This is a genomic window from Streptomyces sp. 11-1-2, assembly GCF_003595545.1.
Taxonomy (GTDB): Bacteria; Actinomycetota; Actinomycetes; order Streptomycetales; family Streptomycetaceae; genus Streptomyces; species Streptomyces hygroscopicus_B.
In genome coordinates this window covers 3707412-3722295 of record NZ_CP022545.1, presented here as the reverse complement: position 1 = coordinate 3722295, position 14884 = coordinate 3707412, and the positions used below count along the sequence as shown (strand labels likewise).

General features: G+C 72.6%; 15 protein-coding genes. 6 read left to right on the top strand and 9 right to left on the bottom strand.

The features are described from left to right. Positions 1 to 43: 43 nt before the first annotated feature. On the top strand, positions 44 to 1510 hold the full coding sequence (locus CGL27_RS15750) for an aldehyde dehydrogenase (RefSeq protein WP_119987571.1): 1467 nt from the start codon (positions 44 to 46) through the stop codon (positions 1508 to 1510). After that, positions 1510 to 1743 (top strand): ferredoxin, encoded by a 234-nt coding sequence (locus tag CGL27_RS15745; RefSeq protein ID WP_119987569.1) that lies wholly within the window; start codon positions 1510 to 1512, stop codon positions 1741 to 1743. Before CGL27_RS15750 ends, CGL27_RS15745 begins: the two co-directional genes overlap by 1 nt. Positions 1744 to 1771: 28 nt before the next feature. On the opposite strand, the gene CGL27_RS15740 is transcribed toward CGL27_RS15745, so the two are convergent. Then, positions 1772 to 2392: a response regulator transcription factor gene (locus CGL27_RS15740; RefSeq protein WP_205587702.1), complete on the bottom strand. Its 621-nt coding sequence runs from the start codon at positions 2390 to 2392 to the stop codon at positions 1772 to 1774. A gap of 238 nt (positions 2393 to 2630) precedes the next feature. Next, on the bottom strand, positions 2631 to 3245 hold the full coding sequence (locus CGL27_RS15735) for a TetR family transcriptional regulator (RefSeq protein WP_078641115.1): 615 nt from the start codon (positions 3243 to 3245) through the stop codon (positions 2631 to 2633). A gap of 418 nt (positions 3246 to 3663) precedes the next feature. Here CGL27_RS15735 and CGL27_RS15730 point away from each other — a divergent pair, with 418 nt between their 5' ends. From CGL27_RS15730 to CGL27_RS15720, 3 genes are read left to right on the top strand one after another with little or no spacing between them, the layout of a single operon-like run. Then, a complete protein-coding gene (locus CGL27_RS15730) occupies positions 3664 to 5001 on the top strand; it encodes a glycosyltransferase family 4 protein (RefSeq protein ID WP_119987567.1) in 1338 nt (445 codons plus the stop codon). Between the two features lie 56 nt (positions 5002 to 5057). After that, entirely contained in the window at positions 5058 to 5792 is a 735-nt protein-coding gene (locus CGL27_RS15725; protein ID WP_119987565.1) for a class I SAM-dependent methyltransferase, read from the top strand. Continuing rightward, positions 5789 to 6889, top strand: coding sequence for a prenyltransferase (locus tag CGL27_RS15720; RefSeq protein WP_119987562.1), 1101 nt, complete (start codon positions 5789 to 5791; stop codon positions 6887 to 6889). The genes CGL27_RS15725 and CGL27_RS15720 overlap by 4 nt, the downstream gene beginning before the upstream one ends. Positions 6890 to 7082: 193 nt before the next feature. On the opposite strand, the gene CGL27_RS15715 is transcribed toward CGL27_RS15720, so the two are convergent. The 7 genes from CGL27_RS15715 to CGL27_RS15685 all read right to left on the bottom strand — a co-directional run bounded on the left by CGL27_RS15715 (position 7083) and on the right by CGL27_RS15685 (position 13637). After that, entirely contained in the window at positions 7083 to 7376 is a 294-nt protein-coding gene (locus tag CGL27_RS15715; protein WP_119987559.1) for a hypothetical protein, read from the bottom strand. A gap of 65 nt (positions 7377 to 7441) precedes the next feature. Further along, on the bottom strand, positions 7442 to 8452 hold the full coding sequence (locus CGL27_RS15710) for an LLM class F420-dependent oxidoreductase (RefSeq protein WP_119987557.1): 1011 nt from the start codon (positions 8450 to 8452) through the stop codon (positions 7442 to 7444). A gap of 185 nt (positions 8453 to 8637) precedes the next feature. Next, entirely contained in the window at positions 8638 to 9474 is an 837-nt protein-coding gene (locus CGL27_RS15705) for a DUF5336 domain-containing protein (RefSeq protein ID WP_205587701.1), read from the bottom strand. Positions 9475 to 9636: 162 nt separating this feature from the next. After that, complete coding sequence (locus tag CGL27_RS15700; RefSeq protein WP_240450510.1) at positions 9637 to 10569, bottom strand: N-acetylmuramoyl-L-alanine amidase; 933 nt, start codon at positions 10567 to 10569, stop codon at positions 9637 to 9639. A gap of 428 nt (positions 10570 to 10997) precedes the next feature. After that, a complete protein-coding gene (locus CGL27_RS15695) occupies positions 10998 to 11594 on the bottom strand; it encodes a class I SAM-dependent methyltransferase (protein WP_240450980.1) in 597 nt (198 codons plus the stop codon). A 142-nt stretch (positions 11595 to 11736) separates the two neighbouring features. After that, on the bottom strand, positions 11737 to 12342 hold the full coding sequence (locus CGL27_RS15690) for a response regulator transcription factor (protein WP_043240772.1): 606 nt from the start codon (positions 12340 to 12342) through the stop codon (positions 11737 to 11739). 86 nt (positions 12343 to 12428) lie between these two features. Next, complete coding sequence (locus CGL27_RS15685) at positions 12429 to 13637, bottom strand: histidine kinase (RefSeq protein ID WP_119987552.1); 1209 nt, start codon at positions 13635 to 13637, stop codon at positions 12429 to 12431. 339 nt (positions 13638 to 13976) lie between these two features. On the opposite strand from CGL27_RS15685, the gene CGL27_RS15680 reads away from it, so the two are divergent. Then, positions 13977 to 14831: a MaoC/PaaZ C-terminal domain-containing protein gene (locus CGL27_RS15680; RefSeq protein ID WP_119987549.1), complete on the top strand. Its 855-nt coding sequence runs from the start codon at positions 13977 to 13979 to the stop codon at positions 14829 to 14831. The last annotated feature ends 53 nt before the right edge of the window (positions 14832 to 14884 follow it).

Below are 14884 nucleotides of genomic sequence, written 5' to 3'. Positions count from 1 at the left end.
GGCCAGCCGGACGTACCCCTCAGTCATCGGCCGGAGGCGAACGATGGGCGATCTCATCGAGCACGGGCAGCTCTTCATCGGCGGCACGCTGACCGACCCGGCGGGCGACGACACCATCGAGGTCGTCTCGCCCCACACCGAGGAGGTCATCGGCCGGGTGCCACACGCCGCGCGCGGCGATGTGGACCGGGCGGTCGCGGTGGCGCGGACGGCGTTCGACGAGGGCCCCTGGCCCCGGATGAGCGTGGCCGAGCGGATCGCGGTGGTCACCCGGATCAAGGACGCCATCGCCGTACGCCATGAGGAGATCGCCCGGGTCATCAGCGCGCAGAACGGCTCCCCGTACTCCTGGAGCGTCCTCGCCCAGGCGCTCGGCGCGATGATGGTGTGGGACGCGGCCATCACCGTGGCCCGCGACTTCGGCTACGAGGAGCGGCGGGCCGGGGTGCTCGGCCCGCTGCTGGTGCGGCGGGAGCCGGTCGGGGTGGTCGCGGCCGTGGTGCCGTGGAACGTGCCGCAGTTCGTGGCCGCCGCGAAGCTGGCGCCCGCGCTGCTCGCCGGGTGCTCGGTGATCCTCAAACCGTCCCCCGAGACGCCGCTGGACTCCTACATCCTGGCGGAGATCACGGCCGAGGCGGGGCTGCCCGAGGGGGTGCTGTCGATCCTTCCGGCCGACCGCGAGGTCAGCGAGTATCTGGTCGGCCACCCGGGCGTGGACAAGGTGTCGTTCACCGGGTCGGTCGCGGCCGGCAAGCGGGTGATGGAGGTCGCCTCGCGCCATCTGACCCGGGTCACGCTGGAGTTGGGCGGCAAGTCGGCCGCGGTGATCCTGCCGGACGCGGATCTGGACGCGGCCGTCGCCGGGATCGTGCCCAACGCCTGGATGAACAATGGCCAGGCGTGTGTGGCCCAGACCAGGATCCTCGCCCCGCGCAGCCACTACGACGAGATCGCCGAGCGCTTCGCCGCCGCCGCCTCCGCCCTGGTCGTCGGCGACCCGCTGGATCCGGCCACCCAGGTCGGGCCGCTGGTGGCGCGGCGGCAGCAGAAGCGGTCGCTGGACTACATCGCGCTGGGGCAGCGGGAGGGCGCCAAGGTGCTGACGGGCGGCGGCCGTCCGGAGGCCCTGGACACCGGCTGGTATGTGGAGCCCACGCTCTTCGGCGATGTCGGCAACGGCATGCGGATCGCCCGTGAGGAGATCTTCGGTCCGGTGATCTGTCTGCTGCCGTACGGGGACGAGGAGGAGGCGGCCCGGATCGCCAATGACTCCGACTACGGGCTGTCCGGCTCCGTGTGGACGGCGGACGTCGGGCACGGCATCGGCTTCGCGCGGCGCATCCGCACCGGCACCTACTCGGTCAACACCTTCAGCCTCGACATGCTCGGGCCGTTCGGCGGCTACAAGAACTCCGGTCTGGGCCGGGAGTTCGGCCCGGAGGGGTTCGCCGCGTATCTGGAGCACAAGATGATCCACCTGCCCCAGGGCTGGGACGGGGAGACGGACTGATGGGGGACCGCTGGCGGATCGAGGTGGACCGGGGCGTGTGCATCGGCTCGGGGATGTGCGTGAGCACCGCGCCGGGCGGCTTCCGGCTCGACGGGGCGCGGCAGTCGCATCCCGTCGAGCCGGAGGCCGATGCTTCCGAGGCGGTGCTCGCGGCGGCCGAGGGCTGCCCGGTCGAAGCGATCGCCCTGCGCCTGGCGGACACCGGCGAACAGGTCTTTCCCTCTGACGAGTAGCGGCTCCCCCAGCCGCCGTCGGCAGGGGTCAGACCCAGCCCTCGCACTGGGATATCCGTATGGCGTCCACGCGGTTGCGCGCCCCGGTCTTCCGGGTGATCGCGGCCAGGTAGTTGCGGATCGTCCCGGTGGACAGGTGGAGCGTACGGGCGATCTCCGGGATGGAGGCGCCGTCGGCGGCCAGCGACAGCACGCCCAGCTCACGCTCGGTCAGTGGGATCTTGGCCGCCTGGAGGAAGCCGTAGCCCAGCGCGTCGTCGACATAGCGCTCCTTCCGTGCCACCCGCCGGATGGCCTCGATCAGCCGCTGCGGTGGGGCGTCCTTGTCGACGTATCCCAGTGCCCGGGCCTCATGGGCGCGGCGCAGTGGGCCCGGCCGCTCCGAGTTGACCAGCACCAGCAGTCCGCAGTCCCCGCCCTCCCCAGAGGCGGAGGCGACGAACTTCCCCCACTCGCCCTTGCGTGCCGCCTTGTCGGCCGCCGGGCAGTCCGTGTCCACCACGCACACCTGCGGCACCAAGGAACGGGCCTTGCTACGCGCGTCACGCCAGGCACACGCGGCTGCCTCGATGTCTGGTTCGGCTCCTATCACCGAGGCCAGAGCCGATCTCAGCAGCCCTGACTCGTGTACCAGAAGTAACCTGATCACGAACTTCTCCACCCCCCACGATGCGTTCTCTCGTCGCGCGCCGTTGTCGCTCTGTCGCGCGCCGTTCATGAATACCGGGATTGGGCAGAGCGTGAACGCGGAATTTGAGCCAAGAGGGGGCGCGAGGGCGCACAAACCACGTCCGGAGGCTCGAAGGGGCGCAAGATTTGGCCCATGCGCCCCTGTTGTGCGGTACGCCGCCCGGCTATCGGACGCCTCGGCCCGGAACGCCGCCCGGCTACCCGGCCGGGGCGGGCGCCGTGAGGTCGATCAGACGGCAGACGGTCTCGATGTCGATCTTGACCTGGGCGATCGAGGCGCGCCCCGAGAGCCAGGTGATCAGCGCCGAATGCCAGGTGTGCTCGATGACGCGGACGGCGGAGAGCTGCTCGGGCGTCGGGGAGTCGTCCAGGCCCATGGCGTCCAGGATGATCGCGGTGGTGAGCCGGGAGACCGTGTCCACCTCCGGGCTGACCGACCGGTCGGCGAAGGTGAGGGCGCGCACCATCGCGTCGGCCAGATGGGGTTCGCGCTGCAGGGCGCGGAAGGCGCGCATCAGGGTCTGGGCGACCCGGGCGGCCGGCTCCTCCTCGGTCGGCGGGCGCTTGCGCAGCGTCTCATGCATATGCTGCAACTGGTCCTGCATCGTGGCGACCAGTAGATGGACCTTGGAGGGGAAGTAGCGGTAGAGGGTGCCGAGCGCCACCCCGGAGTTCTCCGCGACCTCGCGCATCTGGACCGCGTCGAAGCCGCCTCGGCTGGCCAACCGGGCGCTGGCGTGCAGGATGCGCCGGCGGCGCGCTTCCTGTCGCTCGGTCAGCTGCAGGGCGGCTGGCTTGACTTCTGCGGTCATTTGTCCCACTTCGAATGTGTTGCGTGTGCGGGTCGGGGGTAAGCGGACACCGTGCATGATCGCAGGACCGGCCCGGGCCTGCGAGTCACTGGAACTCGTTCTAGGCTAGCGCGGGTCCTCCCCGAAGCACCCGTGTCCGCGCAGTTGGGGCAGGTTGCTGTCGCGGCGGTTGGGACGGGTTGTCGCCGCGCGGCGCTCGCGGGCGGGTCGGCCGGTGGCCCGCCCGGTGCACACGCCCATTGCCAACTTCTCCCCGGCGTCTTGGCTACCGAGTGGTAGGGATCACCCGCCCCGGCCCTGGAGCGGCCATGCGGGGCAGGTATCTTCGTGACTCCTCAGGGGATGCGTTAGTGGAACTTGTTCTAGATAAACGGAAGCGGATACGCTCCCGCTGAACTGCACCAAGGAGGGGGCGCGAGTGACCGCAGAGGCCGCGCAGGAGACCGGGGCCGACCCGCTTCGAGCAGCACCCCCCACCGCCACCGACGAACGGCCGCTGCGCATCGCCCTGCTCAGCTACAAGGGGAATCCATTCTGCGGGGGCCAGGGCGTCTATGTGCGCCATCTCTCCCGGGAGCTCGCCCGGCTCGGCCACACCGTCGAGGTCATCGGCGCCCAGCCGTATCCGGTGCTGGACGCCGGGGAGGGCGTCAGCCTCACCGAGCTGCCCAGCCTCGACCTCTACCGCCAGCCCGACCCGTTCCGCACGCCCCGGCGCGAGGAGTACCGGGACTGGGTCGACGCCCTGGAGGTCTCCACCATGTGGACCGGCGGCTTCCCCGAGCCGCTCACCTTCAGCCTGCGCGCCCGCCGCCATCTCGCCGCGCGCCCCGGCCAGTTCGACGTCGTCCACGACAACCAGACCCTGGGATACGGGCTGCTGGGCCTGGAGCGGCTCGGCTTCCCGCTGGTGACCACCATCCACCACCCCATCACCGTCGACCGGCAGCTCGAGCTGGACGCCGCCGACGGCTGGAAGCGCCGGTTCTCCGTGCGCCGTTGGTACGGCTTCACCCGGATGCAGAAGCGGGTGGCCCGGCGGCTGCCCTCGGTGCTCACCGTCTCCGGCTCCTCCCGCCGGGAGATCGTCGAGGACCTCGGAGTGCGGCCGGACCGGATCCACGTGGTGCACATCGGCGCGGACACCGGGCTGTTCTCGCCCGACCCCGCCGTCCCCGTGACCCCCGGGCGCATCGTCACCACATCGAGCGCGGATGTGCCGCTCAAGGGCCTGGTGTATCTGATCGAGGCGCTCGCCAAGGTCCGCGCCGAGAACCCCGAGGCCCATCTGGTCGTCGTCGGCAAGCGGCCGCAGGAGGGACCGGTGGCCACCACCATGGCGCGCCACGGACTCGAGGACGCCGTCGAGTTCGTCAAGGGCATCAGCGACGCCGAACTGGTGGACCTGGTGCGTAGCGCCCAGATCGCCTGTGTGCCCTCGCTGTACGAGGGGTTCTCGCTGCCCGCCGCCGAGGCCATGGCCACCGGCACCCCGCTGGTCGCCACCACCGGCGGTGCGATCCCCGAGGTCGCCGGACCCGACGGCGAGACCTGCCTGGCCGTACCGCCCGGCGACGCCGGCGCGCTCGCCGCGGCCCTGATCCGGCTGCTGGGCGACGCCGACCTCAGACGACGGCTGGGCGTCGCGGGCCGTGAACGGGTGCTGCGCCGCTTCACCTGGGAACAGGCCGCGCGCGGCACCGTCGAGCAGTACCGCCGGGCCATCGGCGTATCCGCGCCGGCCGCCCGCCGCTGAGCCCCGCCCCCTGCCCCCTCCCGCCCCACGAACCCGCCGGACGAAAGCAGACCCCCGTGCTGACCGTCGATTTCTCCCGCTTCCCCCTCGCCGCCGGCGATCGCGTCCTCGACCTCGGCTGCGGCGCCGGCCGGCACGCCTTCGAGTGCTACCGGCGCGGCGCCCAGGTCGTCGCGCTCGACCAGAACGGCGAGGAGATACGCGAGGTCGCCAAGTGGTTCGCCGCCATGAAGGAGGCCGGTGAGGCCCCGGCGGGCGCCACGGCCACCGCCATGGAGGGCGACGCCCTCGCGCTGCCCTTCCCCGACGACAGCTTCGACGTGGTCATCATCTCCGAGGTGATGGAGCACATACCCGACGACAAGGGCGTGCTCGCCGAGATGGTGCGGGTGCTGCGGCCCGGCGGCCGGATCGCCGTCACCGTGCCGCGCTACGGCCCCGAGAAGGTCTGCTGGGCGCTGTCGGACGCCTACCACGAGGTCGAGGGCGGCCATATCCGCATCTACCGCGCCGATGAGCTGCTGGAGAAGATGCGCGGGGCCGGGCTGCGGCCGTACGGCACCCATCACGCACACGCGCTGCACAGCCCGTACTGGTGGCTCAAGTGCGCCTTCGGGGTCGACAACGACAAGGCGCTGCCGGTGCGCGCGTACCACAAGCTGCTGGTGTGGGACATCATGAAGAAGCCGCTGGCCACCCGGGTCGCCGAGCGCGCGCTGAACCCGATCGTCGGCAAGAGCTTCGTGGCCTACGCGACCAAGCCCCACACCCCGCGTGAGGACCAGGCGTGACGGCGCTCGGACCGCGCCCCGGCCCCCGGACCGAACGGCTCGCGCTGCCCGGCGTGCTCAGCCCCGAACAGGTGCTGCGCACGGTCGGGGGCATCGCCGCCGTCCAGCACGCGGACGGCGCCATACCGTGGTTCCGCGGCCACCACCTCGACCCCTGGGACCACATCGAGGCCGCGATGGCGCTGGACGCGGCGGGCGAGCACGAGCACGCCACGGCCGCCTACCGCTGGCTGGTCCGGCACCAGAACCCCGACGGCTCCTGGTACGCGGCCTACCCCGACACCCCGGACGGCGTGGCCGCCGCCGACCCCACCGACCGCGCCCGGGAGTCCAACTTCTGCGCCTACATCGCCGTCGGCGCCTGGCACCACTACCTCTCCACCGGCGACGACGCCTTCCTCGACGGGATCTGGCCCACCGTCTTCGCCGCCATCGAGTTCGTCCTCGGGATGCAGCAGAGCGGCGGCCAGATCGGCTGGCGGCGCGCCGCCGACGGCACCATCGACCCCGACGCCCTGCTGACCGGCTCCTCCTCCGTCTACCAGGCCCTGCGCTGCGCCCTGGCCATCGCCGAGCACCGCGAGGAGCCCCAGCCCGACTGGGAGCTGTCGGCAGGGCTGCTCGGCCACGCCATCCGCCACCACCCCGAGCGGTTCCTCGACAAGCGCCGCTACTCGATGGACTGGTACTACCCGGTCCTCGGCGGCGCGCTGACCGGCGCCGCCGCCAAGGAGCGCATCGAGGAGGGCTGGGACCGCTTCGTGGTCCCGGGGCTCGGGGTGCGCTGCGTCTCGCCCAACCCCTGGGTCACCGGCGGCGAGAGCTGTGAACTGGCGCTCGCGCTCTGGGCGATGGGGGAGTCCGACCACGCGGTGGACATCCTGCGCTGGATCCAGTCGCCGCTGCGGGCCGAGGACGGGCTGTACTGGACGGGCTACGTCTTCGAGGACGACGCGGTCTGGCCGGAGGAGCGCACCACCTGGACGGCCGGGTCGCTGCTGCTCGCCGTGGCGGCGCTGGGCGGCGACGAGGCGACCACGGCCGTCTTCGGCGGCGAGGGCCTGCCGCGCGGGCTGGACTCGGACTGCTGCGGCTAGGGGGTGTCCGGCGGCTCGTGACGCCTGCGGCGGGCTGCTCCCCGCCCCGCCCCTTCCCGCGGCATCGATATGCGGCTCCGCCGCGTGGTGGGGCTTCGCCCCAGACCCTGGGGTCCAGGGCGAAGCCCCTGGTAACGGGAAGGGGCGGGGAGGGGGAGCGGCCCGCCGCAGGCGTCACGGTCCGTCGGAACCCCTAGCCCCGCCGGAGCCGCCCGGCGACGGCGTGGCCGATGAACAGGTACACCACGGCCGGCAGGCCGTAGTTGAGGACGGTCCGGAGCCAGTCCGTGTCCATGGTGAACAGGTCATGGGACCAGCTCGCGAGCCAGCTCGCCGCGTCATGGACCACCGTGACGAGGTCGTTGGCGCGGTTGGCGTCGAGAAGGGCGAACAGAATCCAGAGGCCGAGGATGACGGCCATGACGTCTGCGACGACCGCCACGACGGTCGCCGCCTGGTTGCTTCCGTGGCGATAACTTCGTGACATGCCTCACGTGTTGCCCGCCTCCGCGGAGCCAAACTACGGCGTGGCCGCACACCCGTACGACGCGCTCAGCCCACCAGCTCCGCCAGCACCCGCAGCGTCCGCGGATCCGGCGCCAGCGCCAGCAGATCCGTGATCGGGCCCTTGCGCCACAACTCCAGCCGCTCCGCGATCCGCTCACGCGGCCCGACCAGCGAGATCTCATCGGCGAACGCGTCCGGCACCGCGTCGATCGCCTCCGCGCGCCGGCCCGCCAGGAACAGCTCCTGCACCCGGTGCGCCTCGGCCTCGTAGCCGAAGCGGGCCATCAGATCGGCGTGGAAATTGCGCGCCGCGTGGCCCATACCGCCGATGTAGAAGCCGAGCATCGCCTTCACCGGCTTCAGCCCCTCCGCCACATCGGTGCACACCCGTACCTGTGTCATCGGCGCCACCATGAAGCCGTCCCGGGCCTCGGCCAGCGTCTCCTGATAGAGCTCCGTCCGCGACGGCGACCAGTACAGCGGCAGCCAGCCGTCCGCGATGCGCACCGTCTGCGCGATGTTCTTCGGCCCCTCCGCCCCGAGCAGCACCGGCAGATCGGCACGGAGCGGATGGACGATGGGCTTCAGCGGTTTGCCGAGACCGGTGGCGTCCGGACCGGCGTACGGATGCGGGTGGTAGCGCCCGTCGAGCCGCACCGGCGCCGCACGGCCCAGCACCTGCCGGATGACCTCGACATACTCACGGGTCGCCGTCAGCGGGCTCTTGGGGAACGGGCGTCCGTACCAGCCCTCGACAACCTGCGGTCCGGACAGCCCCAGCCCCAGCATCATCCGGCCGCCGGAGAGATGGTCCAGGGTGAGCGCCTGCATCGCGGTGGCGGTGGGGGTGCGGGCGGCCATCTGCGCGACCGCCGTGCCGAGCGCGATCCGAGTGGTGTGCGCGGCGAGCCAGGTGAGCGGGGTGAAGGCGTCCGAGCCCCAGGACTCGGCGGTCCACACCGAGTGGTAGCCCAGCCGCTCCGCCTCCTGGGCGAGTTCCAGATGGCGGGGGTCGGGGCCGCGGCCCCAGTAGCCGAGCGCCAGACCGAGCCGCATGGAAGCCCCCTCGTTCCGCCGGACAGGGTGGAGAGACGACTGACGGCAGGTCAGCCGCACCGGCCGGACTGTACGGGCCGGGGGCGCACATGGCAACGGCCCCTCGCCCGAGCGTTACGGGCGAGGGGCCGTGGGCCGCGTAGGCGACGCGCGCGGGCGCGTCTACGGAACGCGTGCGGCGGGTGTCAGCCGCGCTGGATCCCCGTGGTGTCCTGCAGCACGCCGCGACGGCCGTCCTGCGTCTGGGCGACCAGCGCCTGACCGCGCTGCTCCACCGCGAGGTACCAGGTGCCGGGGGCCAGTTCGGCGATGGTGCTCGACGAACCGTCCTCGGCGTACAGCGGACGGGCCACCGGCACCGCGAACCAGAACGGGGCGAAGTCCCCGCCGCCCGAGGGCGCCGGAGCCGGAGCCGGGGCCGGCTGGCCGCCGAAGGGCTGGCCGGGCTGCGGCTGCCCCGGCTGCGGCTGCCCTGGCTGGGCGCCGTACGGCGCGGGGGCGCCGGGCTGGGCAGCACCCGGGTAGCCGTACCCCGGCTGCGGGCCCTGGGCACCGTACGGGGCCGGGGCCGGGCCGGAGGCGTTCATCAGTGGGGCCTTCAGGGCCGGGATGCGCTGGGTGAGCAGCGCGACCGCCGCCATCGCCAGCGTGCCGATCAGGCCGAGGATCTGTCCGACGCCCTTGTCGACCCCCTCCGGGCCACCGATGATCGTCCACAGCGAGCTCCAGGCCGCGAAGACCGCGAGCGCCGTGCCCCACTGGTCGAGCGAGAGCCCGAAGAGGTTGCGGCCCGCGGGCTGGAAACGAGCGGAGACGATGAGCACCGCGGCGATCACCCCGGCAAGGAAGATCGACGGCAGTACGGGGAAGAAGTCGGACTTCCATCCGTTCTCACCGGCGTCCTTGCAGAAGCTGCTGCCGCCGCAGTCGATGGTGTAGAAGTCGAGGAAGGAGGCGATGAACAGCAGCACCGCTGCTCCGATCACCACGCCGTCGCCTCGAGTGAGCGAGCGGATGTTCAACGTGAGGTCCTTTGTCGGTTTCGTCTTAACGTAGCGCTGCCGCCAGGCGCGTGGCGCGAAGGCGTCGGGGGTGGGCCCCATCGTACGGGTGAATCGACCTGCGGAGACCGGGGGTGTCCCATCGGTATCCCGCTCGTGACCTCCCGTTCGGTTGTGGGAGCGCTACTCGTTCAAGAAGTCCGTAATGCCCTGTGCGACACCGTCCGCCGCACGCTCGCGCCAGGCCGAGTCGGTCAGTTCGGCGGCGTCCTGGGAGTCGCGCATATTGCCGCACTCGATGAACACCTTGGGGACGGTGGAGAGGTTGAGCCCACCCAGATCGCCCCGGACATCCAGCCCGCTGCCGTCGCCGATGTACTGCGCGGGCTCGCTGCCGGTGGCCTTCGCGAACCGGCTGCGCAGCCGCTCGCCGAGCCGGCGGGAGGGGGCGGTGATGGCGGAGGTGTCCGCGCCGCCGCCGCGTACGGACTTGGGCAGGATCACATGGAAGCCGCGCTCCCCGGCGGCAGCGCCGTCCGCGTGCACGGAGACCACGGCGTCGGCGTGGGCCTTGTTGCCGATCTCCGCACGCTCGTCCACGCACGGCCCGTACGGCCGGTCGCCGTCCTGGGTGAACCGCACCGTGGCGCCGCGCGCTTCGAGCAGGGTGCGGGCGCGGCGCGCCACATCGAGGGTGAAGGACGCCTCGGCGTAGCCGGAGTTGGTGGCCGTGCCGGTGGTGTCGCACTCCTTCTCGTCGGTGCCGATGTCCACGAGCCGGGCTATCCGCGAGGAGTGGTCGCGGTTGTTCGGATTGTGGCCGGGGTCGATGACCACGACCTTGCCCTCGAGGGGCTTTCCGGACCGCTTTCCGGACGCGTTTCCGGATGGGGTCGGCGGCGAGTGCGCGGCGGGCGCGCCGGACGACGGGGGCGACGGGGAGGACGTCGAGGAGGTCGTGGGCGCGCCCGCCCCGTCCGCGCCGTCGTCCTTCGAACCGCCCAGCGAACTCCACAGCAGCCAGCCGGCGAAGCAGGCGGGAATCAGCGCCGCCAGAACGATGGCGAGGGTGCCGCCGCGGCGACCGGGCTCAGGAGGAAAGCTGCCGTTGGACACGCGGGCGATGGTAGCGGCCCGACCGATGCGACAAGGCCGCCGGGACGGCCGCGGCCCCCCGCCGGCGCGGCCGAGGCCGGTGCCGCACGGTGTCACCGGACGGCCCGGCGGCCGCCGGGCTGCTTCCGGCCGAGGCCGACCACCCGGCGCCTTCGTCGGGCGTACGGCAGGGAAGCCCTGCCGCGCGGCAACCGGAGGACCTTCTGCGCGGCGGCGAGGAGGCACCGTCCGCCCTCCGCCGCCGGGGCGGTCGTCGGCGGGGCGGTCGTCGGCGGGGCGAGCCGCGCCCGGGACGCGCGCGAGGTGGGCGGCGGGGGCCGGGGACGCGGCTCGGCAAGGCGGGCCGGTCGCCGGGGCGGGCCGGCCGGGTGCCCTGCCGCGTGCTCGGACCGGGACGGACGACAGGCGGGTGGGCCGTGAGCGGGGGCTCAGGCGGGGTGCGCGGCGGCGGTGCGGCGCAGTACGCGGAGCGAGCGGGTCGCGGAGACCTCGGTGAACGCGCCGGAGGCGAGCGCGCGGCGGTAGATCCGGTACGGCGCCTGGCCGCCGTCGGCCGGATCCGGGAAGACGTCGTGGATCACCAGCAGCCCACCCGGCGCGAGATGCGGCGCCCAGCCCTCGTAGTCGGCGCTCGCGTGCTCGTCGGTGTGCCCGCCGTCGATGAACACCAGCCCGACCGGCCGCCCCCACACCGCCGCGACCCGCGGCGACCGCCCGACCACCGCGATGACATGGTCCTCCAGGCCGGCCTGGTGGAGGGTGCGCCGGAAGGTGGGCAGCGTGTCCATCCGCCCCACCTGCGGGTCGACCACCTCCGGGTCGTGGTACTCCCAACCCGGCTGCTGCTCCTCCGAGCCCCGGTGATGGTCCACGGTCACGACGACCGTCCCCGCCGCGCGGGCGGCGTCGGCCAGCAGGATGGTGGAGCGCCCGCAGTACGTGCCGACTTCGAGCAGCGGCAGCCCGAGCCGACCGGCGGCGTCGGCCGCGGCGGCATGAAGGGCCAGCCCCTCGTCCAGCGGCATGAACCCCCTCGCCTCCTCGAAGGCGTCGAGCACGGTGCGGTCGGGAACCGCGGACGCGGCGGCGGCAGCAGCAGACTGAGTCACCGGTCCATCCTCCCGTACGACCTCCCCAGCAGGTCGGGGAGGGGTCGGTGTGCGGCGCTCACAGCCAGCCGTTCTGGCGGGCGGCGCGGACGGCTTCCATGCGGTTGCGGGTCTGGGTCTTGCCGATGGCCGAGGAGAGGTAGTTGCGCACGGTGGCGGGGGACAGGTGCACCTTGGCCGCGATGTCCGCGACCGTCGCGCCGTCCACCGCCGCCGAGAGCACATCACGCTCGCGCTGGGTCAGCGGGTTGGGGCCCGCGCTGAGGGCGGCGGCGGCCAGGCCCGGGTCGATGACGCGCTCACCGGCCAGGACCCGGCGGATCGCCACCGCCAGCTCCTCGACCGGGCCGTCCTTGACCAGGAACCCGGCCGCGCCCGCCTCCATCGCGCGGCGCAGATAGCCGGGGCGGCCGAAGGTGGTGAGGATCAGCACCTGGCACTCCGGGAGCGCCTCGCGCAGCGCGGCGGCGGCGTCCAGACCGCTGCGGCCGGGGAGTTCGATGTCGAGCAGCGCCACATCGGGCCGGGTCTCCAGGGCCCGGGGCACGATCTCGTCGCCGTTCCCGAGCTGCGCGACGATCTCGAAGTCCTCCTCCAGCCCGAGCAGCAGGGCGAGCGCGCCCCGCATCATCCCCTGGTCCTCGGCCAGCAGGAGCTTGATCACGCCCTTCGCGTCGTTCGCGTCCTGTGCACTCTGCGTGCCCTGTGCACCCGGCGCGCCCTGCGTGTCGCTCACACCGTCCGCGTCGTTCACGCCGTCCGGGCCTCCTTGACCTCGGGCTCCATCGGATCCTCCATGTCCACCGGCAGTTCGGCGACGAGCCGGAAGCCGCGGCGCCCGCCGGGGCCGGACTCCAGCGAGCCGCCCGCCGCGGACAGCCGTTCGGCCAGGCCATTGAGGCCCGTACCGCCGATCGCGCCCTCTGCCGCTCCGCCGCCCGCGCCCCCAGGGCCTGCCGTTGCCGTGCTCGGGGAGCCTACGCCGCCGCCGTCGTCCGTGATCTCCAGCCGTATCCCGTCAATGCCGCCGCGGACCTCGATCTCGCACCGGGCCGCCCCGCTGTGCCGCACCACATTGGTGACGCCCTCGCGGACCACCCATCCCAGCAGCGCCTCGGTCTGCGGGGCCAGCGGCGGTCCGGAGCGGCGGACGGCGGCCTCGATACCGACGGCGTCCAGCGCCGAGCGGGCCCGGTCCAGCTCGGTGGCCAGGCTGCCCTCGCGATAGCCGGTGACGGCCTCGCGGATCTCGGTGAGCGCCTGCCGACCGACCGCCTCGATGTCCGCGGCCTGCCCCAGCGCGGCCTCCAGGTTCTTCGGGGCGAGCCGGCGCACCGCCTCCGCCTTGACCACGACGACCGACATGGTGTGGCCCAGCAGATCGTGCAGATCGCGGGAGAACCGCAGCCGCTCCTTCTCCACCGCCGTACGGGCCAGCTCCTGGCGGGTGGCGCGGAGCTGGGCGACGGTCTCGAAGAGCGACAGGATGGCCGCCGTCACCAGGCCGGACAGCATGGTCCCGTACGAGACCGTGAGCGAGTCCGAGGCGCCGCCGCGGAGCCCCGAGATGACTCCGGCGGAGCACGACAGGACGATGATGACCGGTCCCAGCGTCCGCCTTCCCCCGCGCAGCACGATGCCGGAGGCCAGTGACAGCAGCGGGAAGCACAGCAGCCAGTTCCCGGCGTAGCCGACGCCCAGCGCGTAGGTGACCACCGCCAGCCCGGCGAGCGCCAGCAACGGGGCCCGGGTGTGGCGGCGGCGCTCGTCCAGGCTGGTGTAGATGGCGGTCACGTAGAGCGCGACGAAGGCCGCCGCCCCCGCGCCGCCGAGCCAGGGCAGGGGGGTCTTCCCCTTGAAGAGCGCCTGCACATCCCCCGAGAGCATGAAGAGCCACGGCAGGAAGGCGCGGCGGCCCGGCGGCTTGAGGCGCTCGATATGCGCGGCGGTGGCATACATGCGTCCGACCTTACGGAAGCCCTTATGAGCTGGGCAGATGCGGATGTCGGGGGATGGCCGTGACATTTGTCCCGGGCCCTTGGTCACCTCGGACAGCGGTTGTCCGAAGGTCATCCGACGGCGGTCCGAATGTCTGTCTGATGGGCCGTCAGCACTCTTCCCCCTTCGGAGCGATTGGGCTATACAGGGTGCCATCGGCTAGAACGCGTTCTACATATCCATGCGAGCGACGCGACCCGGCCGACCAGCGACGACCCCGGCACGGCCGACGGTGCGGACGGGCGGGCCGGGGTCTTCGGACCGTGGCCGAGCGAGCGGACCAAGGAGTGCTGTCGCCCTATGCCCATCGATGCCGCCAAGGCCATCTCGGCCGAACCCCGCAGCACCGCTCTCACCTGGGGGCACAAGGACATCCAGCTCTACCACCTGGGCATCGGCGCAGGTATCCCCGCCACCGACCCCGAAGAGCTCCGCTACACCCTGGAGAGCAGGCTCCATGTGCTCCCCAGCTTCGCGACCGTCGCGGGCGGCGGTATGGCGGTCGCCGGGGGCATGAGCGCCCCCGGGATCGACGTCGACCTCGCCGCCGTGCTGCACGGCGGCCAGACCGTCGAACTCCACCGGCCGATCCCGGTCAGCGGGGACGCCACCCAGACCTCGAAGGTCGCCGCGGTGTACGACAAGGGCAAGGCGGCGGTCATCGTGCTGCGCTCCGACGTCGCCGACGCGGACGGCCCGCTGTGGACCTGCGACACCCAGATCTTCGCCCGGGGCGAGGGCGGCTTCGGCGGCGAGCGCGGCCCCTCCGACCGCGTGGAGCCGCCCGCCCGGGAGCCGGACCACACCGTGGAGCGGGCCATCCGCGAGGACCAGGCGCTGCTCTACCGGCTCTCCGGCGACTGGAACCCGCTCCACGCCGATCCCGCGTTCGCCGAGGTCGCGGGGTTCGAGAGGCCCATCCTGCACGGGCTGTGCTCGTACGGGATGGTGCTCAAGGCGGTCGTGGACACGGCGCTGGGCGGGGACGTCGCCCGGGTGCGCTCGTACACCACCCGCTTCGCCGGGGTGGTGTACCCGGGCGAGACCCTGCGCGTGCGGATGTGGCGGGACGAGGGGCGCGTCCAGGTGACGGCGACCGCCGTCGAGCGGGACGACGCGCCGGTCCTCACCGACACCATCGTCGACCACGTTTGATCCGGTTCGAGCGGGCTCGATCCGGCTTGAGCAGTGTTCCGGCGTGGACAGGC

What these genes read in the sequence shown, in the direction of transcription:
- CGL27_RS15710 (WP_119987557.1), bottom strand. Translation starts at nt 8,452, where the DNA reads ATGCGGCTCGGTCTGGCGCTCGGCTACTGGGGCCGCGGCCCCGACCCC.
- CGL27_RS15750 (WP_119987571.1), top strand. Translation starts at nt 44, where the DNA reads ATGGGCGATCTCATCGAGCACGGGCAGCTCTTCATCGGCGGCACGCTG.
- CGL27_RS15735 (WP_078641115.1), bottom strand. Translation starts at nt 3,245, where the DNA reads ATGACCGCAGAAGTCAAGCCAGCCGCCCTGCAGCTGACCGAGCGACAG.
- CGL27_RS15745 (WP_119987569.1), top strand. Translation starts at nt 1,510, where the DNA reads ATGGGGGACCGCTGGCGGATCGAGGTGGACCGGGGCGTGTGCATCGGC.
- CGL27_RS15715 (WP_119987559.1), bottom strand. Translation starts at nt 7,376, where the DNA reads ATGTCACGAAGTTATCGCCACGGAAGCAACCAGGCGGCGACCGTCGTG.
- CGL27_RS15695 (WP_240450980.1), bottom strand. Translation starts at nt 11,594, where the DNA reads ATGCCGCTGGACGAGGGGCTGGCCCTTCATGCCGCCGCGGCCGACGCC.
- CGL27_RS15680 (WP_119987549.1), top strand. Translation starts at nt 13,977, where the DNA reads ATGCCCATCGATGCCGCCAAGGCCATCTCGGCCGAACCCCGCAGCACC.
- CGL27_RS15685 (WP_119987552.1), bottom strand. Translation starts at nt 13,637, where the DNA reads ATGTATGCCACCGCCGCGCATATCGAGCGCCTCAAGCCGCCGGGCCGC.